Consider the following 22020-nt stretch of genomic DNA (forward strand, 5'->3'; position numbering starts at 1 on the left):
CGATTCGCGTAAAGCTGTGATCCATTTCATTCTCTAATTCGTGATATACTGATCCCGTGATTGACGAAACAGCGACGCGCGCCGAATGACTCTCCTCACGCATCGGCGCGCCCGCATGCACGCGGCGGCGCTCGTCGTCGGGCTCTGGGGCGTCACGCTCGTCAATTTCGCCACGCCGGGATGGCGCACGCTGAACGGCCACGTGAAAGGCGAGGACTGGGCGCACTTCTGGGCGATCGGGCGCGCGGCCGCGCGGCAGGACTGGCGCGGTCTTTACGATCCGGACAGGCTGCGATCCGAGTTCGAGCGGGCGGGGCCTGGCGTGGAGGCGCCCACGTTCATTCCCGTGTACGGGCCGCAGCTCGCCCTGGCCCTCGCGCCGTTCGGCGCGCTGCCGTACGGGGTCAGCCTGGTGCTGTGGTGGATCTCCGGTGGCCTCGCGTACTGGCTCTGTTGTCGAGCGGCGTGGGCGCGTTGTCCTGCCCTCGGCCCACCGCGCGACCTGCTCCTCTTCGCCGCGGCATATCCCGGTTTCTGGCAGTTGTTCATCCACGGACAGACCACGTGGATCGCGCTCGCGTGCGTCACCGTGATCTGGCTGGCGCTGCGGGAGCGGCGGCCCCTCGCCGCGGGCATCGCGGTCGGCTTGCTCGCGTACAAGCCGCAGCTTGGCATTGCCCTCGTCATCGTTTTGATCGTGCGGCGATCGTGGGCGGTCCTCGCGATCGCCGCCGGCACGGTCGCCGCTCAGGTCGTGGTGTGCTGGTTGTGGTTCGGGCCGGAGGTCTTCCCCGCGTACGGCCGCATGCTTGCGACGCTCCCGCAGATCTCGCCGCTGCTCGAGCCGAAGGTCTTTCAGCTCGTCTCGCTTCGCGGTTTCTTCCTGCTCCTGGGAGCGCCTTCGATGTGGGCACACGCGGGGTGGTTGCTGGCCGGCGCGGCTGTGATGACCGCGGTGCTGCGGGGGATGCGGCAGAGAAGCTTCGACCGGTCGTTCGCGCTGCTGCTGATCGCGACGGTCCTCGTCGGCGGCCACGTGTCCGTGTACGACCTGGTGCTGCTGGCGCCGGCCTTCATCCTCATCGCCGGCGAGAATCTTGACGCGGCCGCCGCTCCGCCGCGCTGGCTCTGGCCGGTGATGTACGCGGCGTTTCTGCTCGCGCTCACCGGGCCGCTTGCCGCGATCACCCGCGTGCAGCTGGCCAGTCCCATCTTGATTGCGCTTATGGTGGTCGTTCGCGGGGCGGACCTTTCAGGTCCGCCGGCGCGAGCCTGAAGGCTCGCGCCACAGGAGTCGGAGTCAGGCCACAGGAGTCAGGCGTTGCGGGCTTTCTCGGGGTACTTGGTCGCGACGTAATCATCCACGAGCTTCTGGAACGCGCGCGACAGCTCCTCGTACGTCCCACGCAGCGTCATCGCGTGCTTCCCGTCGATGAAGACCGGGCAGTTCGGTGACTCGCCCGTGCCCGGCAGGCTGATCCCGATGTTGGCGGCCTTCGATTCACCGGGCCCGTTGACGATGCAGCCCATGACCGCGAGGGTCATCGTCTCGACCCCCTCGTGCCTCGCTTTCCACTCGGGCATCTTCTCCCGGATGTACGCCTGGATGCGCTCGGCGAGTTCCTGGAAGGTGCTGCTCGTCGTGCGGCCGCAGCCGGGGCAGGCGGTGACGCTCGGCGCGAAGGAGCGCAGCCCAAGCGCCTGCAGCAGCTCGCACGCCGCGTAGACCTCCTCGCGGCGGTCCCCGCCCGGTCGGGGCGTGAGCGATATGCGGATCGTATCGCCGATGCCCTCCTGCAGCAGCACGCCGATCGCCGCCGACGACCACACGAGCCCCTTCATCCCCATTCCCGCTTCGGTGAGGCCAAGGTGCAGCGGCTGGTCCGTCTGCTTCGCGAGCGCCCGGTAGACCGCAATCAGATCGGGAGGGCGCGAGACCTTGCACGAGATGATGATCTGATCGTTGCGGAGCCCGCTTTCGAGCGCCAGCTCCGTGGACTGCAGCGCCGAGATCACCATGCACTCGTTGATGATCTCCTCGGAGGTCTTGCCGAGATCCCGGTCGGTGTTCTCCTGCATGCGCGCGACGACGAGATCCTGATCGAGGGAGCCGCCGTTCACGCCAATGCGCACGGGCTTCCCGCGGTCGCGCGCCACCTTGCAGATGGTCGCGAACTGCTCGTCGCGCCGCTTGCCCGTGCCCACGTTGCCCGGATTGATGCGGTACTTGTCCAGCGCGGACGCGCACTCCGGAAAGCGCGTCAGCAGGAGGTGCCCGTTGTAATGGAAGTCGCCGATGAGCGGCGCCGCGCATCCCGCGTCGAGCATGCGCCGCTTGATCTCCGGCACGGCGGCCGCGGCATCCGGCGTGTTGACCGTCACGCGTACGAGCTCCGAACCGGCCTCGGCCAGCTCGATGCACTGCTGCGCCGTGGCCGCGGCATCGGCCGTGTCCGTCATCGTCATCGATTGGACGGCGATGGGCGCGCCGCCACCCACCTGGACGTGGCCGACCTTCACGCCGGTCGTGCGATGCAGTGTGATGACAGGAATCACGTCCTCCGATCATACCATCCGGGCAGTACTCGAACGCGCCAGCGGCTCAGCCTTGACACTGGTAAATCGCGCAGGCGCTGCGAGTTAGCGGGCAACGCTCGCCCGCCGGGCGACCCGGCCGTTCTTTTGCACGCGGATCCCGTGCGACCGTCAATGCGTCGGTCGCGTCTTAACGTTCATGAAGGAGCATCGATGAAGAAAGCTGGAATTGTGGCGATCGCCGCGTTCGCGCTGGCGATCGGCAGCGGATCGTTCGCGCCGGTGTCGGCGCAGGCGATGGTCACCGCGTCTGACATCCAGCGGCTGCAGGATCGCGTGTACGATGCGGGCAGCGAGCTTTCGCGCCTCCGCTCGCGCAATGCAGATCTGGCCGCCCGCCTGCAGACCGAACTCGACGACCTGCGTGAGGAGGTCATCTACCTCAAGGTGAAACTGCGCAAGGATGGCTCGGTCAGCCGCAGCGAGTATGCCGACCTGCGCGACCGCATCGACCAGCTCTCCTCGCGCGCGCGGGAAGAGAGCAGCTTCGGTGGCGCCTCGAGCAGCACGTACGGCACCGGCACCCCGAACACCCAGGGCACCCCGAGCACCCAGGGCACCAGGAGCACCTCGGGCACCCAGAGTGCGCGCGGCGGAGTGGCCTCGCGCGAGATTCCCGTCGGCACCGAACTCGACGTGAGGCTGCAGTCGAACCTGAGTTCCGAGACCGCCGTGCCAGAGCAGCGGTTCGAGGCGACGACGGCGGTCGACCTGCGCGGCGACAGCGGCGAAGTGCTGGTGCCTGCCGGCTCGCTGGTGCGGGGCGTAATCAGTGACGTGAAGAAAGCCGGCCGCGTGGAGCGGAAGGCGAGCTTGACGCTCGCGTTCGACCAGATCACCGTTCGCGGCCGCAACTATCCGATTCGAGCGACGGTGGCCCCCTTCGAGGGCGAAGGTGTGAGGGGTGATGCCTCGAAGATCGGCACCGGGGCGGGCGTCGGCGCGATCATCGGCGGGATCCTGGGCGGCGTCAAGGGAGCGCTTGCCGGAATCCTCATCGGCGGCGGCGGCGTCGTCGCGGCGACCGAAGGGCAGGACGTGAAGCTCCCGCCCGGCACCGTGCTGCGCCTGCGCTTCGACACGGCGCTCCAGCTACGCTAGGAATTCGTGGCCTCCATCTCCCGCATCGTCTCGCTCGCGGCGCGAATCGTCACATCGATGTCGCGCTGGGAGTGCGCGGCCGAGATGAACCAGGCCTCGAACTGCGACGGCGGCGGGTAGATGCCGCGCGCGAGCATGCCGCGGAAGAACGCGCCGTACGCCCCCGTGTCGGCTTTCAGCGCGGACTGGAAGTCGGTCACCGGCTCGCTCGTGAAGAACGGCGTGACGACGGAGCCGGCGGCGTTGACCTGGAGCGGGATTCCCGCGTCACGTGCCGCGCCGGCCAGGCCGGCGGCAAGGCGCTCTCCGAGCGCCGCCAGCATGCGGTACACGCGCGGCGACAGCTGGTTGAGCGTCCACAGGCCGGCCGTCATCGCGAGCGGATTGCCGGAAAGCGTGCCTGCCTGGTAAACGGGACCGACCGGCGCCACGAGATCCATCAGGTCGCGCCGCCCGCCGTACGCGCCCACCGGCAGCCCGCCGCCGATGATCTTTCCGAGGCACGTGAGGTCCGGCTTGACCTTGTAAAGGGCCTGGGCGCCGCCAATCGACGCGCGGAAACCGGAGATGACCTCGTCGAAGATCAGGACGATCCCTTCGCGGTCGCACAGCGCGCGCAATCCTTCGAGGTATCCCTTTGCCGGCGGGACCACGCCCATGTTGCCGGCGATCGGCTCGACGATGAGGGCGGCGATCTGCCGGTGGTGATCGGCACAGAGGCGCGACACCGCGGCCAGATCGTTGTACGGCGCGACCAGCGTGTCAGCCGCGACCGCCCGCCCCACGCCGGGGCTGGTGGGCACGCCGAGCGTCAGCGCGCCGGATCCGGCGGCAACGAGGAACGCGTCGCTGTGCCCGTGGTAGCACCCCTCGAACTTGATGATCTTGTCGCGCCCCGTCGCCGCCCTCGCCACGCGGACCGCGCTCATCGTCGCCTCGGTGCCTGAGTTGACGAAGCGCACCTTCTCGACCGACGGGACCAGCATGCGCACGCGCTCCCCGAGCGCGATTTCCAGCTCGGTGGGGGCGCCAAAGCTGGTGCCCCGCGCCGCGGCGCGCGCCAGCTCCTTCAGCAGCCCTTTCGGCGCATGCCCGAGCAGCGCCGGGCCCCACGACATGACGTAATCGATGTAATCGTTCCCGTCGGCATCGGTGATCCGGGCGCCGCGCGCGCCGGTGATGAACAACGGCGTCGCGCCGACCGACTTGAACGCACGTACGGGGCTGTTGACGCCGCCGACCAGCACGTCGCCGGCGCGGTGAAAGAGTTTCGACGACCTGGTGTACTTACGGCGAGGCATAGACAAGACGATATCAGAGGTGCTGGGTGCACGTAGCCCCTCAAGGGCCCGGGAAACACCGCGAGAGCCGCGGCGGGTCCTCGGCAGTTGCCGGGCGTGTGGCGCCGGCGCCGATCGGGCGCGTTGAAAAGAGTACCGACTTCGGGCCGCGCCAGAGGACCTCCACCTCACGCCCGGTCTCGAGCCGCGAGACCACGGGAAGCGAGGCGGGCAGCCAGATGTAATCGGCCTGGAGCGCGTCGAGAAACGCGCGCGCGCTCCGCCCGTCGTAATAGAACGACAGGTGATCCGTCAGGACGCGCGGGGAATACACGGTCTCGCGGCGTCCATCCATCGAGACCTTGATGCCGGGTGCGAGGTGCCAGATCGCGTACTCGCCCCAGTCGAACCACGTCAGCATCCGCCCGGTCCGCGCACGCTCGGCGATGAAGCCGGCTGCCCCGGGCTCCGGCCACCGCGCGCTCTCGACGATCACGCAGCGGCCGTAAACGGCTGTTGTCCCGAGCGCGCCCGCGAGCAGGACGACTGCCGTCGCGGCGGCGGCGGCTGTCGCGACCGCGCCCGCCGGTCCGCGCGATTCCTTTCTCCGGCGGCCCAGCGCCTGCTGCACTTGCGGGCCGAGCAGGATGACGATCGCAAACGCCAGGAACATCAGCAGCCGGTTCACGTGAAACGCACCGGCGGCGAGCGCGATGACGACGAGCACGCGCGCGAGCGGCGGTCGCGCCGTCGAGCGCCAGAGCGCCAGCGCCGCGATCGCCACGAGCGCGCCCCACGTGAGGTAGACGCCGGGCCCCATGTGGTAGACGGGCTGCCAGTCCGAGATCTCGAGGCGCTGCGGCCTGACCGTCGTCAGCAGGAAGCCCCACATGTCCCAGCCGTACGGATTGATCAGCGTGGCGGCCGCGCTCGCCGCCGAGACGGCGCACACCGCGCGCGCCTCGCGGCTGCCCGGCGCCTGCAGCAGGCGCGTCGTCGCCCAGAGCGCGAGCGTGCCCGCGCCGACGATCCAGCCCCCGTGCAGGTTCACCCAGGCGAGCAGGATGACCGGCACCCACGCGATCGCCGCGAGCCGGCCGCGCTCCACGCGGACCATGGTGGCGAGCAGCGCGGCAAAGAGCAGGATCGAGAAGATCTGCGGCCGCACGGCGTTGGCCTGCTCGATGCTCGCCACGGCAGCAACCGCGAGAAGCAGATCGCGCGCGGGGGAGGTCACGCCCTGCCGTCTCAACGCGATCTGCGCGAGCCCCAGCGCCAGCGCGATCGCGAGGACCTTCAGCGCAATCAGACCGGGCCCGCCGAGCGCCGCCCAGGCGCCGAACATCGCCACCTCGGCGAGCCACTCGTGGTTCACCCAGCGGACGTCGCTCGTGAAGGAGTACGGGTCTGCGGATGGAACGGACCGCGTGGCGACGATGTCGCGGCCGAAGGCGACGTGTCCCCAGAGGTCGGGGTCGGCGCGCGTGTGGACGAGAGTGGCGAGGACGATCGCCGCGAGCGCCGCCTGCACCAGCAGGCGCGCGCGACGCTCGCGCGCGCCGGTCGCCGGGCCGTTGGCCGTCAAGCCCTCAGCGCCCGCGCGGCCTCGCGGGCGTAATACGTGATGATGATGTCCGCACCGGCGCGCGCGACAGCGGTGAGCGCCTCCATCATCGCGCGCGGCTCGTCGATCCAGCCGCGCTCGGCGGCCGCCTTGATCATCGAGTACTCGCCGCTCACGTGATAGGCCGCCGTGGGCATCCCGAACTCCGACTTCACGCGCCAGATCACGTCGAGGTACGTCATCGCCGGTTTCACCATCACGATGTCGGCCCCCTCCTCGATGTCGAGCGCCACCTCGCGCAGCGCCTCCTCGACATTGGCGGGATCCATCTGGTGCGAGCGGCGGTCGCCGAAGGCCGGCGTGGACTCCGCCGCCTCACGGAACGGCCCGTAGTACGCCGAGGCGTACTTGGCCGCGTACGACATGATGGCGGTCTGCTCGAAGCCATGGGAATCGAGCGCCCGCCGGATCGCGCCGACGCGTCCGTCGAACATGTCCGACGGCGCGACGATGTCGGCGCCGGCCGCCGCGTGCGACACCGCCGCCTTCACGATCTGCTCGACGCTCGGGTCGTTGACGATCTCCGTCTCGTGCGTCAGCTCGTCTTCCACCAGAATTCCGCAGTGGCCGTGCGAGGTGTATTCGCACAGGCAGACGTCGGTGACGACCAGGAAGTCCGTGACCTCGCGCTTCAGTGCGCGCACGGCGGCCTGGACCGGCGCTTCCGGATCGTAGGCGCCGGAGCCGATATCGTCCTTGTGCTCGGGGAGCCCGAAGAGCAGCACGCCCGCGACCCCCTCGGCCTTGGCGGCCGTCGCTTCTCTCACGACCTCGTCCACCGACATCTGGAAGACGCCGGGCATCGCCCCGACAGGCTTGCGCAGCCCCTCGCCGTCGCGCACGAACAGCGGGTACAGGAACATCTCCGGCGCCAGCCGCGTCTCCCGCACCATCGCGCGCATCATCGGCGTCCGCCTCAGTCGCCGCATCCGGTGGGTGAGCTCGAGCTGCGCCGCGGTCTTCGTCGTCATGATCGCCCCTGGCCCCTGGCCTCCGGCCCCTGGCCTCTGAAATGCTCGACGAGCGCGTCCACCAGCGCCTGAATCGTGTACTGCGCCGGCATCACCGTCGTCGCGATGCCGAGGACCTGCGCCGCTTCGGCCGTCACCGGCCCAATCGATGCCACGACGGTGTCCTTCAGAAGATCGGCGGCCGGCTCCTCGCCCAGCATCTTCACGAAATTCCGGACCGTAGACGCGCTCGTGAACGTCACCGCGTCGATCCTCCGATCGAGCAGCATGCGGTAGATATCCGGGTCGCCGTCGCGGCTGCCCGCGTCCTGGAGCGTGCGGTAGGCGGTCACTTCCACGACGTCGGCCGCCCCGGCCTTGCGCAGCTCCTCGCCCAGCACGTCGCGGGCGATGTCCGCGCGCGGAAGCAGGAACCGCCTGCCCGCGATCGCGCCGTGCTCGCGCAGCGCGTCGATGATCGCCTCGGCGCGGAATTCCGGCGGCGTCAAATCCACCTTGACGCCGAAACGTCCCAGGCGCCCCGCTGTCGACGGCCCCACGGTGCAGATGCGGACCCCCTTCAGGTCGCGGACGTCGCCCGGCCCTTCCAGCACGCGGTGCATGAAATGATCGACGGCGTTCGCACTCGCGAAGATCAGCCAGTCGAACGAGCCGATCTCCGCGATCGCCCGGTCGATCGCCTCCACGTCCTCGGGTGGCGCAATCCGGATCGCGGGCGCCTGGATCGGCTCGGCGCCGAGCTCCTCGAGCATTTCCACGAAGTCCGCCGCCTGCTCGCGCGAGCGTGTCACCACGATGCGCTTGCCGAACAGCGGCCGCTCGTCGAACCAGCGGAGGTGCTGTCGTAACGCGACGACCTGCCCGACCACGAGGATCGCCGCCTTCGACGGGGGCTCGTGCGTGATGGCGACGGCGATCTCGCCGAGCGCCCCCTCGATCGTGCGCTGGTCCGGCAGCGTGCCGCTGAAAATCAGCGCGGCGCTGTCGGTATCCGGGCGGCCGTTCGCGAGCAGCTGCCCGATGACACCCGGCAGCTGGCGCGCGCCCGCGTAGCAGACGATCGTCCCATCGAGCGAGGCGAGCCGCGCCCAATTCACCTGCGGCAGATCGTCCGTCTCCCCCTCGCCCCCCCGGACGAACGTCAGCAGGTCGCCGCCGCCAGGATAGGTGACCGGCACCCCCGCATAACTCGGCGCGCCGATCCCGGCGGGCACGCCCGGGACGACTTCGAAGGGGATCCCCTGCTCGTGCAGGAACATCGCTTCCTTGCCCGCGCTGTCGAAGAAGTACGGGTCCCCCCACTTCAGATGCACGATCGCCTTGCCCTCGCGGGCCTTTTCCGCGATCAGCATCGAGATCGCGTCCTGCTCCATGGCACGCGGCGCAGCCGGGCCCACGTCGATGCGCTCGGCATCGGCGCGGGCGAGGCGCAGCAGCCGCTCGTGCACGCGGTGGTCATACAGCACGACGTCCGCGCTGGCGAGACGGCGCATGCCGCGCCATGTCACGAGCCCCGGGTCGCCAGGGCCGGCGCCGACGATGGAGACGCGACAGCCTTTCATCGTTCCTGCTTCATCCTTGGGCCTTCAGTTTCTGCCGTTCGCGCTCGAGAATCGCGCCCGCGCCGTCCTCGAGGAGCATCCGCGCCACGCGGCCGCCAAGCGCATACGGCACGGTGGTCTCGCCGGTCGCCTTGCGCCGCAAGGTCGTCGACGCGTCGGGCGAGATGACCACCGCCGTCAGTTCGAGCTGACCGTCGGAGGTCATCTGCGCGATGCCGCCGAGCGGCAGCTGGCAGCCGCCGCCGAGCGCCGCGACGAGCGTGCGCTCCGCCTCGAGCGCCGTGGCCGTGTCTTCGTCGTTCAACCGCTGCACGGCACGCCGCGTCGCGAGGTCGTCTTCGCGGATCTCGATCGCGATGGCTCCCTGTCCCGGCGCGGGAATGCACACGGCGATGGGCACCAGCGCCGAGATGCGATCGCCGAGCCCAAGCCGGCGGAGCCCCGCCGCCGCGAGCACGAGGGCATCATAGTGCCCTTCGTCGAGCTTGCGCAGGCGCGTGTCGACGTTTCCGCGCACCGGTTCGAACCGTGCCGCGGGAACCACGGCCCGAAGCTGGGCGGCGCGGCGGATGCTGCTCGTGCCGACCGTGGCCATGGGACCGAGCTGCCGGATGGCGTCTTCGAAGGGGCGTCCGTGCGCCGCGTGCCTGCGCGGCAGCACGAGCGCGTCCTGCGGGTTCTCGCGCGGCAGCACGGAGCCGACCGCCAGGCCGGAGGGCAGCTCCGCCGGCATGTCCTTCGCGCTGTGCACCGCGAGGTCCACGTCGCCGCGCAGCATCGCGTCCTCGATCTCCTTGACGAACAGGTTCTTGCCCCCCGCCTGCGACAGATTCTGCTCCGACAGCCGGTCGCCGGTCGTCTTGATGACGACCAGTTCCGCCTCCTGGCCGTGCTGCGCGAGCAGCGCCTTGACGGTATTGGCCTGCCACAGCGCGAGCTGGCTGCCGCGCGTGCCGATCCGGAGAACGCTCATGAGTCCTTTTTTTCCGCTTCGAGGCTGAACAGCCGCCGCAAGGCCTCGGCGTAGGCATGCACCATCTGCTCGTCGCTGGCCTTGAGCTGTTCGGTGGGCGTCAGCAGCAGCTTCTCGACGATCAGGTGCGTGATCTCGTCGACGCGCGCCCGCGCGTCGGGCGGCAGCGACGAGAGCTTGTGCTCCAGGCGCTTCAACTCGGCCTGCCGGATGGTCTCGAAGCGCTCGCGCAGCGCGACGACCGTGGGCACCGCGGTTCGCGAGCGCAGCCACGCGACGAATTTCTCCACCTCTTCCGAGATGATCGTCTCCGCCTTCTGCAGCTCCGCCGACCGGCGCGCGAGATTCTCGTTCACGATCGCCTGCAGGTCGTCGATGTTGTAGACAAAGACCTGCTCGATGTTGGCGGCCGACGCATCGACGTCGCGCGGGACCGCGATGTCGATCAGGAACAGCGGCCGGTGCTGGCGGTGCCGCATCACCGCGGCGATCCGCTCCCCGGTCAGCACGGGCTCGGACGCCCCCGTGGCCGTCACGACGATGTCCGCCTGGGCGAGCGCCGCCGGCATGTCCGCCCAGGGCACCGCGGTGCCGCCCACGCCGGCGGCGAGCGCCTGCGCGGACGCGAGCGTCCGGCTGGCCACCGTGAGCGACCGCACCTGCTGCCCGTTGAGGTGCGTGGCCGTCAGCTCCGCCATCTCACCGGCGCCGAGGATCAGCACGTTCAGTCCCTCAAAGCGGCCGAAGATCTTCCGCGCGAGCGACACCGCCGCGTAGCTGACCGACACCGCACCCTCGGCAAGCCCGGTTTCGCTGCGCACGCGCTTGGCGGCGGCAAACGCCGCGTGGAACAGGCGGTTGAGCGCGCTCCCGGTGGCCTGTTTCTCCGATGCGACCTCGTAGGCCTCCTTGACCTGCCCGAGGATCTGCGGCTCGCCGACGACGAGCGAGTCGAGGCCTGCGGCCACCCGGAACAGGTGACGCACGGCATCCGTGTCGGTCCGCGCGTACAGATGCGCGTCGAGCGCCTCCCGCGGCACGCCGTGGAAGTCGCTGACGAACGCCGCCACCTGCTCGCGCGCCGCCTCCCCCGCGCCGTTCGCCTCCGTGTAGATCTCCACGCGATTGCACGTCGAGACGATCACCCCTTCGCCGCTCTCCACGCGCAGGGCGAGCGCGGCGACAGCCGCCCCCATGTCCCCGCGCGAGAAGTCCACCTGCTCGCGCAGCTCCACCGGCGCCGTGCGGTGACTGAGGCCGACCAGGAGAAGCCGCATCAGAAGTTGTGGCTCCGCGTCAGGAAGAACCCGACGGGAACGAAATTCAGGATGACGATCACGAACCCGATGGCCGACAGCCACGCGGAGCGCCGCGCGCTCCAGCCGAGCCGCCGCGACAGCAGGTGAAACGAATACACGCCCCAGCACAGGAACGCGATCAGGATCTTCGGGTCGACGATCGTCATCGCGCGCAGGCGCGGGTCTGGCGCCGTCTGCACCGCGCTCGTCATCGCCCACGCGCCCCCCACGACGATGCCGGCGGTGATGAACACCCAGCCGATCCGCACCGCGCGCATGTTCATGCGATCGAGCACCTGGAGCGACGGCAGTCGCTTGTAGAAGAACCCGAGCTGCTTCTTCTTGATTTCCTTGAACATCAGCACGTAGGTGACCCCGATCACGCAGGCGATGCCGAAGCTCGCGTAGGCGAACAGCATCGCCGAGACGTGCACGACGAAGAGCGGGCTCTGCAGCACCGTGCTCGGCGCGTCCGCCATCGGCGTGTCGAGGACCGGGATCGACTCCAGCAGCACCAGGAGGACGACGATGAACAGGCCCATCGAGCGTTCGCCGCTCGTGGTCTCCGTGTAGAGGTAGGCGAGCGCCAGCAGCCAGACGAAGGCCGAGAGCGCCGCCGACGTGCCGGCGAACGGCGCGTGGCCGGCGGCCATCGTCCGCATGCCGATGACGAAGGTGTGCGCCAGGGCGGCGGCGCCGAGCGCCGCCGTCGCCGTGCGCCCGCTCGCGTGTTCCGGCGTCGCGAAGTACCGCCCGTACGCGATGGCGGCCGCGAGGTAGAGGAGAAACGGAAGTAAGTCCATGTCAGGGCGCTGATGATGTCGCCGCGTAGTACCCCTGCTTGGTGCGCGCGGTCACGTTGGGGCGCGTGACGCGCACGACGATCCGGCGCCACGCGCCGTCCCGCCGCGGGTTACGGGAGGTGTAGGCGAGCGTGTACTGGCTGGAAAGCTCGTCGGAAATCTGCTCGTAGATGCGCGGCAGCTCGGTCGCCTGCTGCGGAAAGAAGGAGCGGCCGCCCGTCTCCTGCGCGAGCTGGCGCATCACGAACTCCGCTTCCTTGAACCCGCGGGGCGACACGTCCGTGCCGCGGAGCCCGATCGTGTAGATGCCGGTCTCCGAGCGCTTCGCGAGGTCGAGCACTTCTTCATACCCGAGGATGCTGGAGGTGTCTTCCCCGTCGGAGAGGACCACGATGGCCTGCCGCCGGATGTCCGCCTCGGTCTGCGCGGCCTGCTTCCTCAGCTCCTTGAGCGAGATGTAGATCGCGTGGTAGATCGCCGTCGACCCGTCGGCGTTCGTCGTGCGGATCGCCCGCTCGAGCGCCGCCCGGTCGTTCGTGAACGTCTGGAGGATGTCGACCTTGCTGTCGAAGTCCACGATCTCGGCCAGGTCCTCCGCGCGGAGCCGGCGCACGAACCCGATGGCCGCCTCCTGCGCGAGCTGGATCTTGTCCTCCATGCTGGCGCTCGTATCCATGAGGATCGCGAGCGCAATCGGCTGCTGCGAGCGCGAGAAGAACGTGACGTCCTGCTTCACGCCGTCCTCGAACACCTCGAACTCGCCCTGCGACAGGTCCCGCACGAACTTCAGCGTCGCCGCGTCGGTCACCGTCACGTTGAGCGACACGACGTCAATCCCGGCGCGGAACCGCTGCGCCGCGAGCGCGGCGCCCGACAGGGCGATCAGGAGGAGGAAGAGCCCGAGGCGCCGCGTCATCGTGCCACCTTCGTCTGCGACAGGTTCGTGCGCGCGCGCACCGTCAGCCCCTCGCGCTTCGCCTCGACGTGCAGGCGCTCGGGCATCAGCAGCGTATCGGGGCGCGAGTAGGTCACGATCCACTGGTGCTGCAGCTCGGCGGCCAGCTCGCGCAGCGTGGCCGCCAGCGCGGTCGAACTCAGGAGCTGATCCCGCCGCCCCCCCGTGCCGCGCGTGCCCTCGTCGAGCACGACGTTCCGGTTGCGGATCTCTTCCGCCACCGGGTTGGCGCGCACCACGCCGCTCAGCACCAGCGCGTGGAACGCCGCCCCGCTCGCAAAGAGCTGCCGCAGCACGTCGGGATAGTGGCGGTTGCTGAACTCCACGCCTTCGGTCACCACCGCGACGATCACCGGGCGCTCCGGCGCCCGCTTCTCCAGTCCGCGCGCCGCATCCGTGAGGGCATCCAGGAAGTATGCGCCGGATTGCGGCCGCGCGAACACGCGCAGCGCCCCGCGCGTCAGCCGCTCCCGGTCGCGCGTGTACTCCACGAGCAGCGTCGACCGTTCGCCAAACGTGACGAGCGCGACCTCGTGCGGCGCGTCCAACGCGCCCAGGAACGCCTCGAGTCCGGAGCGGATGTCGGCGATCGCCGGCGACGCCGCGTCGCTGTCGTCGACCAGCAGCGCGATCGACAATGGGGCAGTGGCCCGCCGCACCCGGAGCACTTCACGTGCCACGCCGTCCTCGCCGACGACGAGATCGCCCGGTGTCAGGTCGCCCACAGGCGCTTTTTTCGCGTCCAGCGCGCTGATTATGACGTTGCGCTCGGCCGCGCCGGCAGCCGAACCGGGCAACGTGCTTGCAATAAGGACGGCTGTCAGCACCACTTTGACGGATTTCCGGCGCATTCTGGTCCTCCGTGAATACGCCGATTGTACGTCCCGGCGAAAGCATGCGTCAAGGAGCGCGGATCGCCGAAACTAATTGACTGCGTGAGGGTTGTCGTTCCTTGACTGCCTCAGGTACGCATGCTATAAACGCGCAACGTTCCCGCCCACACCCATGGTTGCCACCTACGTCCCGATTGCGCTCTTCCTGCTTGTCGCCATCGGGTTCGCGATCGTCACGCTGCTCGTCGCCCGGCTCGTGAATCCCAACCGGCGCCATCCGGTCAAGCTCGATGTCTACGAGTGCGGCATCGAGCCGGCCACGGACGCGCGGGATCGCTACAGCATCCGCTACTACTTGATCGCGATGCTGTTTGTGATCTTCGACGTGGAGACGGTCTTCCTCTTCCCGTGGGCCGTGATGATGGATCGGCTAATGCTGTTTGGGTTCATTGAGATGCTGGTGTTTCTCTTCATTCTGATCGTGGGCTATGCCTACGCCTGGAAGAAGGGGGCGCTCGAGTGGGCGTAACGGTCCTGCGGGACCGCCGCTTCTGATTAGATGGCTGAAGACAGGACACAGGTTCCCCCGACACCACCGGATCCGCCGCCCCCGCCCGACATGCTGCCGCCCGCATTCGTGCCGGCCCTGGAGCGCGCGCTGCCCGGCGCGGTGGCGCACGTCAGCTACTTCGTCGGCGACTGGACGCTCGTCGTCGCGCGCGAGCGGCTGCTCGACGTGGCACGCTGGCTCCGCGACGATGCCGCCGCACGGTTCACCTTCTGCTCGGACGTGACGGCCACCGACTGGCCGTCGCGCCCCGAGCGGTTCGACGTGATCTACTGTCTCTATTCCATTCCGCTCCGCCATCGCGTGCGCGTGAAGGTGCGCGCCGGCGAGGGGGATCCCGTCGCCTCGGTCACTGGCATCTGGCCCGCCGCCAACTGGCTCGAACGCGAGGTCTTCGACATGTTCGGCGTGCGCTTCGAGGGGCACCCGGACCTGCGCCGCATCCTCATGCCCGAGGAGTGGCAGGGGCACCCGCAGCGGAAGGACTATCCGCTCGAAGGGCCCGGCGAGTTGATGCTCGAGGACCCGACCGAGTGGTTGAAGCTCCGCAGCGACGCGAACGTCGCGGATATCGAGTAGCCCGATGGCCGAACCGTTCGTCCAGCCGATGTTCGACACCGACGAGCTGGTCCTCAACATGGGACCGCAGCACCCGAGCACGCACGGCGTGCTGCGCGTGGTGCTCCGCCTGGACGGCGAGCGCGTCATCGACGCCGACGTGGTGATTGGCTACCTGCACCGCGGCATCGAGAAACTGTCGGAAGCGCGCGACTACACGCAGATCATCCTGCTGACCGACCGCATGGACTACCTCGCGGCGGCCACCAACAACCTGGGCTACGTCGAGACCGTCGAGAAGATGATGGGGCTCGAGGTGCCGCGCCGCGCGCTGTACCTCCGCACGGTGATGTCCGAGCTGCAGCGGATCGCCAGCCACCTGGTGTGGCTCGGCACGCACGCGATGGACATCGGCGCGACGACGGTGTTCCTCTACACGTTCCGCGAGCGGGAGCTGATTCTCGACCTGTTCGAGGAGTATTGCGGCGCGCGCCTGACCTACAACTGCATGCGGATCGGCGGGCTGCCGCAGGACATCCCGCCTGGATGGGAGAAGAAGGTCCGCGAGTTCTGCGACCTGTTCGAGACGAAGGTCCCCGAGTACGAGACCCTGCTGACGCACAACCGCATCTGGCTCGAGCGCACGCGTGAGGTGGGCGTGATCTCGGGCGAGGCCGCGACCGCCATCGGCCTGAGCGGGCCGCCGCTGCGCGCCTCGGGCATCTTCCGCGACATCCGCAAGGACGAGCCGTACGCCGCGTACAGCGAGTTCGAGTTCGACGTCCCGCTCGGCACGCGCGGCGACACGTACGATCGCTACCTGGTGCGCATCGAGGAGTTCTACCAGTCGCTGCGGATCATCCGGCAGGCGCTCGACGGGCTCCCCGAGGGGCCGGTCATCGGCAAGGTGCCGCGCCTGATCAAGCCGCCCGCCGGCGAGACGTACCACGCGATCGAGGCGCCGAAGGGAGAACTCGGATACTTCATCGCGAGCGACGGGAAGTCGCTCAGCCCGTACCGCTTCCGCGTGCGGCCGCCGTCGTTCTGCAACCTGCAGGCGCTGCGCCAGCTGGTGAAAGGACACCTGGTGGCCGACGTCGTCGCGCTCATCGGCACCATCGATATCGTGCTGGGAGAGGTGGACCGGTGATCGATCTCCTCGTCATTCCGATCCTGCAGATCGTCATTCTCCTGGCCGGCCTGCTCACCGCGGTGGCGTATGCGACGCTGCTCGAGCGCAAGATCCAGGCATGGGTGCAGTCGCGCCTCGGACCGATGCGCGTCGGGCCGTCCGGCGTGCTCCAGCCGGTGGCGGACGTGCTCAAGCTCCTGCTGAAGGAAGACATCACCCCGGCGCGGGCCGATAAGTGGGTGTACACCGCCGCGCCGATCCTGGCGGTGGTTCCCTCGCTCGTCGTGTTCGCGGTGATCCCGTTCGGGCCGGTGATGGAGATCTTCGGCCGTCCGGTGGCGCTGACGATCACCGACATCAACGTCGGCCTGCTGTACCTCGTGTCGGTCTCGTCGATCGGCGTGTACGGCATCATCCTCGCGGGCTACGCCTCCAACAGCAAGTACCCGCTGCTCGCCGGGCTGCGCGCGTCGGCACAGCTCATCAGCTACGAGGTCGCGGTCACGATGACGCTGGTCAGCATGATCCTCATGGCCGGCACGCTCAGCATGGTCGGCATCGTGAACGCGCAGCTCAACGCCGGCCTGTGGTACGCGTTCGTGCAGCCGGTGGCGCTGCTGATCTTCTTCGTCGGCGGCCTGGCCGAAACCAACCGCGCGCCGTTCGACATGCCGGAGGCGGAGCAGGAGCTGGTTGGCGGGTTCCACACCGAGTACAGCGGGATGCGCTTCGCGCTGTTCTACCTCGCGGAGTACATCAACATGATCGTCGTCTGCACGATGGTGACGACGCTGTTTCTGGGCGGGTGGCTGCGCCCGTTCCCGAACGTCGGGGCGCTGTGGGTGCTCGACTACGTGCCCGGGTGGATCTGGTTCCTCCTCAAGACGTTCGTCGCCTTCTACGTCTTCATGTGGATCCGGGCGACCCTGCCGCGCTACCGCTACGACCAGCTGATGCGGCTGGGGTGGAAGGTCCTCATCCCGCTCGCCATCGCCAACCTGATCGTGACCGCTGCCGCAAAGGTATTTCTGTGATTACCGCGCTCGGCTTCTGGACGCTCGCCGCTTTCATTCTCGGGTTCGCGGCGCTCGTCATCACCACGAAGAACCCCGTGCACAGCGTGCTGTTCCTCGTGCTCAACTTCCTCTGCGTCGCGGCGCTCTACGTGCTGCTGCGGGCCGAGTTCCTGGCCGTCATCCAGGTGCTGGTCTATGCCGGCGGCATCGTCGTGCTGTACCTGTTTGTCGTCATGCTGGTCAACCTGAAGCGGCCGCCCGAGGAACACGTCGCGCCGCAGCGCTACGGGAAGAGCGGCGCGGTCCTCGCCGGCGCGGTGCTCGCCGAGTTCACCGCCATCCTGGTGTACGGGACGCTGCGGCTGACGCCGTCCGGGCCCGGCGTGGGAAAAGGGGTCAGCTCGCTGGGGGGCAACGTCCAGACGCTTGGCTGGCTGCTGTATACGGACTATCTCGTGCCGTTCGAGGTCGCGTCGATGCTGCTGCTTGTCGCGATGGTCGGCGCGATCGTGCTCGCGAAGCGGGAGCTCTGACCGATGCCGATCACCCCCACACATTACGCGCTGCTGTCGGCCGCCCTGTTCACCATCGGACTGATCGGCGTGCTCGTCCGCCGCAACATCATCATCGTCTTCATGTCCATCGAGCTGATGCTCAACGCGGTCAACATCAACCTGATCGCGTACTCGGCGCAGTGGCAGAACGCGATCGGGCAGGTGTTTGCGGTGTTCGTGATCGCGGTGGCTGCCGCGGAGGCCGCGGTGGGGCTCGGCATCGTCCTCGCGTTCTACCGGAACAAGGAGACGGTGAACATCGACGAGATGAACCTCATGAAATGGTGAATCTGGTGAATCTGGTGACTTGGTGATCTCGTGAAGTTTATCTGGCTGCTTCCGCTCCTCCCGCTCCTCGGCGCCGCGCTGAACGGCGTCCTCGGCATTCGCTGGTACAGCCGGCGCGTGTCGGCCGGCCTGGCGTGCGCGACGATGGCGGCCGCCACCGCGATTGGCCTTACCGCGTTCGTGCAGCTCCTGCAGCTGCCGCCGGACCAGCGCGTCTACGACGTCACGCTCGGCCGCTGGCTTCCGCCGATCCCGCTGGTGACGGCGCACGGCGTCGGCGCGTTCGAGGCGGCGTGGACGTTCCGGCTGGATCCGCTCTCCGCGATGATGGTGCTCGTCGTCACGGGCATCGGCTTCCTGATCCACGTGTACTCGGTCGCGTACATGATGGACGAGCCTCGCGGGGCGTACGCGCGGTTCTTCGCCTACCTGAACCTCTTCTGCGCGTTCATGCTGACGCTGGTGCTCGGCGCGAACTTCCTGGTGATGTTCGTCGGCTGGGAAGGCGTCGGGCTCTGCTCGTACCTGCTGATCGGCTTCTGGTACGAGAAGAAGTCCGCGGCCGACGCGGGCAAGAAGGCGTTCATCACCAACCGCGTGGGAGATTGGGGCTTCCTGCTGGGGATGTTCCTCGTCTTCTACACGTTCGGCACGCTCGATTTCCGCGAGGTGGCCGCCAGGGCGGCCGCCTTTCCGGTGGAGACCGCCGGGTTCGGCGTGATCTCGGCGATCTGCCTTCTGCTGTTTGTCGGCGCGACCGGCAAGAGCGCGCAGATCCCGTTGTACGTCTGGCTCCCTGATGCGATGGAAGGGCCGACGCCGGTCTCCGCGCTCATTCATGCCGCGACGATGGTGACCGCCGGCGTGTACATGGTCGGGCGCAACGCCGTGCTGTTCTCGCACGCGCCCGACGTGCTGCTGATTGTCGCGATCGTCGGCGCGCTCACCGCGATCATGGCGGCGAGCATCGGGCTCGTGCAGAACGACATCAAGCGCGTGCTGGCGTACTCGACCGTCTCGCAGCTCGGCTACATGTTCCTGGCGATGGGCATGGGCGCGTTTGCGGCGGGCGCCTTCCACCTGATGACGCACGCCTTCTTCAAGGCGCTGCTCTTCCTCGGGAGCGGCGCCGTGATCCACGCGATGGCCGGGGAGCAGGACATGCGCAAGATGGGCGGGCTGCGCACGTTCCTGCCGATTACCTACGTGACGATGTTTGCCGGCACGCTGGCGATTGCAGGGATCCCGCCGCTCGCCGGCTTCTTCAGCAAGGACGAGATCCTCTACCAGACGTTCCTGCACAACCGCGCGCTCTGGCTCATCGCGGTCGTCACCGCGCTGATGACCGCCTTTTACATGTTCCGCCTCGTGAACATGACGTTCCACGGCGCGTACAGAGGACGCCCCTGGGCGCACGGACAGGCGCACACGGACGATCGCGACGTGTCTGGCGGACATGGGCCGGCCGACGGCGGTGCGGCGGCGGGCCATGCCGCCCATGCTTGGCACGGCCCGCACGAGGCGCCGGCCGCGATGACGTTCCCGCTGATGGTCCTTGCCGTGGGCGCGATCGTGGCCGGCCTGGTCGGCATCCCGGCCGCGCTCGGCGGGACGAACGCGATCGAGCACTTCCTGGCGCCGAGCTTCGCCGCGCCCGTCGCGGATCTCGCCCACGGCGTCGCCGAAGCCGGCCACGAAGGGGCCGGCGAAGCCGGACATCTCTCGCGCGCGGCCGAGATCGGCCTGATGATCTTCTCCGTCATGGTCGCCGCGCTGGGGATCTGGGTCGCGCGGCGCTTTTACGTCGAGCACCCGGACATCCCGAAGCGGCTCGCCGAACGCTGGTCGGGCGCGTACCGCACGCTGCTCAACAAGTACTACGTCGACGAGCTGTACGACGCGACCGTGATCTCGGGCACGCTCTCGAGCGCGCGCGGCCTGTGGAAGTTCGATTCCGGCGTCGTGGACGGCGCCGTGGACGGCTCCGGCCTGATCACGCGCCTCGTCTCGTGGGCCTCCGGCATCTTCGATAAGTACGTCGTGGACGGCCTGGTCAACCTCGTGGGCCGGGTCACCGGCGAGTCGAGCGTCGTGACGCGCAGGCTGCAGACCGGGCTCCTGCAGAACTACGCGTTGCTGATGCTGTTTGGAGTGTTTGCCTTCCTCGCGATCTACTGGATCGCCGGTTAACTATGGAATTCTTGCGCGCGCACCTGCTGTCCATCATCCTGTTCACGCCGCTCGTCGGCGCGATCCTGCTTCTCTTCGTCAACAAGACGCAGGAGAACGCGATCCGCTGGATCGCCAACATCTTCGCGCTGGCCGGCTTCCTGGTCTCCGTGCCGCTGTGGTTCTCGTACGAGCCCGAGCGCGCCGGGTGGCAGCTCGTCGAGCGCGCGAACTGGATCCCGTCGATTGGCGCCACCTACTTCCTGGGCGTCGACGGCTTCAGCGTCCTGATGGTCCTGCTGACGACGCTCATGGGGTTCATCGCGATCCTGTCGTCCTGGACCGCGATCACCGAGCGCGTGAAGGAGTACTACGTGTTCCTCCTCGTCCTCCAGACGGGGATGCTCGGCGCCTTCGTGTCGCTCGACTTCCTGCTGTTCTTCCTGTTCTGGGAAGTGATGCTCGTGCCGATGTACTTCCTGATCGGCATCTGGGGCGGCGGCCGGCGGCTGTACTCGGCGATCAAGTTCTTCCTGTACACCCTGGTCGGCAGCGTCGTCATGCTGCTGGGCATCCTGGCGCTGTATTTCTACTACCACTCGGTTACCGGCGTGTACTCGTTCGATATCACCGAGTTCCATCGGCTGGATCTGCCGACCAACCTCCAGAAGTGGATCTTCCTCGCCTTCTTCCTCGGCTTCGCGATCAAGGTCCCGATGTTCCCGTTCCACACCTGGCTGCCCGACGCTCATACCGACGCCCCGACGGCCGGTTCGGTGATCCTGGCGGCGGTCCTCCTGAAGATGGGCACGTACGGGTTCATCCGCTTCAGCCTGCCGATCCTGCCGGACGCGAGCCGCGCGTTCGTGCCGATGATGGTGGGGCTCTCGCTGGTCGGGATTGTCTACGGCGCGCTCGTCGCGCTGGCGCAGACCGACTGGAAGCGGCTCGTCGCCTACTCGAGCGTCAGCCACATGGGCATGGTGATGCTCGGCATGTTTGCGCTGACGCCGGTCGGCCTGGCGGGCAGCATCATCCAGCAGCTCAATCACGGCATCTCCACCGGCGCCCTCTTCCTGATCGTGGGCATCGTGTACGAGCGGCGCCACACGCGCGAGATCTCGGAGTACGGCGGGCTCTCCAAGGTGATGCCGATGTACGCGGCGGTCTTCGGCATCATGGTGATGTCGTCGATCGGCCTGCCGGCGCTGAACGGCTTCATCGGCGAGCTGCTGATCCTCGTCGGGGTCTTCGTGCGGAACAAGATCTGGGCGGCGGTCGCGGCGAGCGGCATCATCCTCGGCGCGGCGTACATGCTGTGGCTCTATCAGCGCACGATGTTCGGCAAGCTGGAGAACCCGAAGAACCAGGGGCTGAAGGACCTCAGCGTGCGCGAGTTCGCGACCTTCGCGCCGCTCATCGTCCTCGCGTTCTGGATCGGCCTGTACCCGTCGCCGTTCATCCGCCGGCTCGACACGTCGGTGGCGCACGTCATCGCGCGGGTGAGCCCGGAGTACGGCCAGCGCAACGCGCTCTTCGAGCCGTGCCCGACAACCGAGGAACTGCAGGCGGCCGCCAGGAAGATCGCCGGCGCGCCCGCCTTCGCCCCGGGGGCTTCGGCGGGTGGACCGGTCTCGACCGCAGGGGCGGGCCAACCGGATTTCCTGCTGCCGCCGTGTGAATCCGGCGACGCGAAGCCGGACGCCCATCAGGCCCCGAAGCCGCAGGGAGTGCGGTGAC

Annotated in this window: 20 protein-coding genes; 10 read left to right on the plus strand and 10 right to left on the minus strand. The window is 68.3% G+C overall.

From position 1 onward, the window contains the following. Positions 1-85: 85 nt before the first annotated feature. Positions 86-1276, plus strand: a complete 1191-nt coding sequence (locus HYU53_00005) for a DUF2029 domain-containing protein (protein ID MBI2219575.1) — start codon at positions 86-88, stop codon at positions 1274-1276. A gap of 38 nt (positions 1277-1314) precedes the next feature. Here the strand turns inward: HYU53_00005 and ispG are convergent, their stop codons facing one another. Next, the gene (gene ispG, locus HYU53_00010) at positions 1315-2556 is read right to left on the minus strand and encodes a flavodoxin-dependent (E)-4-hydroxy-3-methylbut-2-enyl-diphosphate synthase (GenBank protein MBI2219576.1); all 1242 of its coding nucleotides are present in this window, start codon (positions 2554-2556) and stop codon (positions 1315-1317) included. Positions 2557-2748: 192 nt separating this feature from the next. Between ispG and HYU53_00015 the strand changes: the two genes are divergently transcribed. Next, positions 2749-3696: a hypothetical protein gene (locus tag HYU53_00015; GenBank protein MBI2219577.1), complete on the plus strand. Its 948-nt coding sequence runs from the start codon at positions 2749-2751 to the stop codon at positions 3694-3696. On the opposite strand, the gene hemL is transcribed toward HYU53_00015, so the two are convergent. The 9 genes from hemL to HYU53_00060 are packed head-to-tail and all read right to left on the minus strand — an operon-like array spanning position 3693 to position 14013. Further along, positions 3693-4997, minus strand: coding sequence for a glutamate-1-semialdehyde 2,1-aminomutase (hemL, locus tag HYU53_00020; protein MBI2219578.1), 1305 nt, complete (start codon positions 4995-4997; stop codon positions 3693-3695). The two genes, HYU53_00015 and hemL, sit on opposite strands and share 4 nt — an antisense overlap. A gap of 40 nt (positions 4998-5037) precedes the next feature. Beyond that, positions 5038-6561, minus strand: coding sequence for a hypothetical protein (locus HYU53_00025; GenBank protein MBI2219579.1), 1524 nt, complete (start codon positions 6559-6561; stop codon positions 5038-5040). Beyond that, positions 6558-7571, minus strand: coding sequence for a porphobilinogen synthase (gene hemB / locus HYU53_00030; GenBank protein ID MBI2219580.1), 1014 nt, complete (start codon positions 7569-7571; stop codon positions 6558-6560). The genes HYU53_00025 and hemB overlap by 4 nt, the downstream gene beginning before the upstream one ends. Beyond that, a complete protein-coding gene (gene cobA, locus HYU53_00035) occupies positions 7568-9133 on the minus strand; it encodes a uroporphyrinogen-III C-methyltransferase (GenBank protein MBI2219581.1) in 1566 nt (521 codons plus the stop codon). The genes hemB and cobA overlap by 4 nt, the downstream gene beginning before the upstream one ends. 10 nt (positions 9134-9143) lie before the next feature. Beyond that, complete coding sequence (gene hemC, locus HYU53_00040; GenBank protein MBI2219582.1) at positions 9144-10106, minus strand: hydroxymethylbilane synthase; 963 nt, start codon at positions 10104-10106, stop codon at positions 9144-9146. Next, on the minus strand, positions 10103-11383 hold the full coding sequence (locus HYU53_00045) for a glutamyl-tRNA reductase (protein ID MBI2219583.1): 1281 nt from the start codon (positions 11381-11383) through the stop codon (positions 10103-10105). The genes hemC and HYU53_00045 overlap by 4 nt, the downstream gene beginning before the upstream one ends. Then, positions 11383-12207 carry a cytochrome c biogenesis protein CcsA gene (ccsA, locus tag HYU53_00050; protein MBI2219584.1) on the minus strand — a complete coding sequence of 275 codons (825 nt, stop codon included), beginning with the start codon at positions 12205-12207 and terminating at the stop codon, positions 11383-11385. The genes HYU53_00045 and ccsA overlap by 1 nt, the downstream gene beginning before the upstream one ends. Position 12208: 1 nt before the next feature. Further along, entirely contained in the window at positions 12209-13123 is a 915-nt protein-coding gene (locus tag HYU53_00055) for a VWA domain-containing protein (GenBank protein ID MBI2219585.1), read from the minus strand. Beyond that, positions 13120-14013 (minus strand): hypothetical protein, encoded by an 894-nt coding sequence (locus tag HYU53_00060; protein ID MBI2219586.1) that lies wholly within the window; start codon positions 14011-14013, stop codon positions 13120-13122. The genes HYU53_00055 and HYU53_00060 overlap by 4 nt, the downstream gene beginning before the upstream one ends. Positions 14014-14167: 154 nt before the next feature. Here HYU53_00060 and ndhC point away from each other — a divergent pair, with 154 nt between their 5' ends. The 8 genes from ndhC to HYU53_00100 all read left to right on the plus strand — a co-directional run bounded on the left by ndhC (position 14168) and on the right by HYU53_00100 (position 22019). After that, positions 14168-14524 (plus strand): NADH-quinone oxidoreductase subunit A, encoded by a 357-nt coding sequence (ndhC, locus tag HYU53_00065; protein MBI2219587.1) that lies wholly within the window; start codon positions 14168-14170, stop codon positions 14522-14524. Positions 14525-14614: 90 nt separating this feature from the next. After that, on the plus strand, positions 14615-15142 hold the full coding sequence (locus HYU53_00070) for an NADH-quinone oxidoreductase subunit C (protein ID MBI2219588.1): 528 nt from the start codon (positions 14615-14617) through the stop codon (positions 15140-15142). Positions 15143-15170: 28 nt separating this feature from the next. Continuing rightward, complete coding sequence (locus tag HYU53_00075) at positions 15171-16271, plus strand: NADH-quinone oxidoreductase subunit D (GenBank protein MBI2219589.1); 1101 nt, start codon at positions 15171-15173, stop codon at positions 16269-16271. Then, positions 16268-17287, plus strand: coding sequence for an NADH-quinone oxidoreductase subunit NuoH (gene nuoH, locus HYU53_00080; protein ID MBI2219590.1), 1020 nt, complete (start codon positions 16268-16270; stop codon positions 17285-17287). The genes HYU53_00075 and nuoH overlap by 4 nt, the downstream gene beginning before the upstream one ends. Further along, on the plus strand, positions 17287-17802 hold the full coding sequence (locus HYU53_00085) for an NADH-quinone oxidoreductase subunit J (protein ID MBI2219591.1): 516 nt from the start codon (positions 17287-17289) through the stop codon (positions 17800-17802). Before nuoH ends, HYU53_00085 begins: the two co-directional genes overlap by 1 nt. Before the next feature lie 9 nt (positions 17803-17811). Beyond that, complete coding sequence (nuoK, locus tag HYU53_00090) at positions 17812-18111, plus strand: NADH-quinone oxidoreductase subunit NuoK (GenBank protein MBI2219592.1); 300 nt, start codon at positions 17812-17814, stop codon at positions 18109-18111. 30 nt (positions 18112-18141) lie between these two features. Next, positions 18142-20301: an NADH-quinone oxidoreductase subunit L gene (gene nuoL, locus HYU53_00095; protein MBI2219593.1), complete on the plus strand. Its 2160-nt coding sequence runs from the start codon at positions 18142-18144 to the stop codon at positions 20299-20301. Between the two features lie 2 nt (positions 20302-20303). Further along, positions 20304-22019: an NADH-quinone oxidoreductase subunit M gene (locus HYU53_00100; GenBank protein ID MBI2219594.1), complete on the plus strand. Its 1716-nt coding sequence runs from the start codon at positions 20304-20306 to the stop codon at positions 22017-22019. Position 22020: the final 1 nt, after the last annotated feature.

This window comes from Acidobacteriota bacterium (assembly GCA_016184105.1).
In the GTDB taxonomy this organism is placed as follows: Bacteria; Acidobacteriota; Vicinamibacteria; order Vicinamibacterales; family 2-12-FULL-66-21; genus JACPDI01.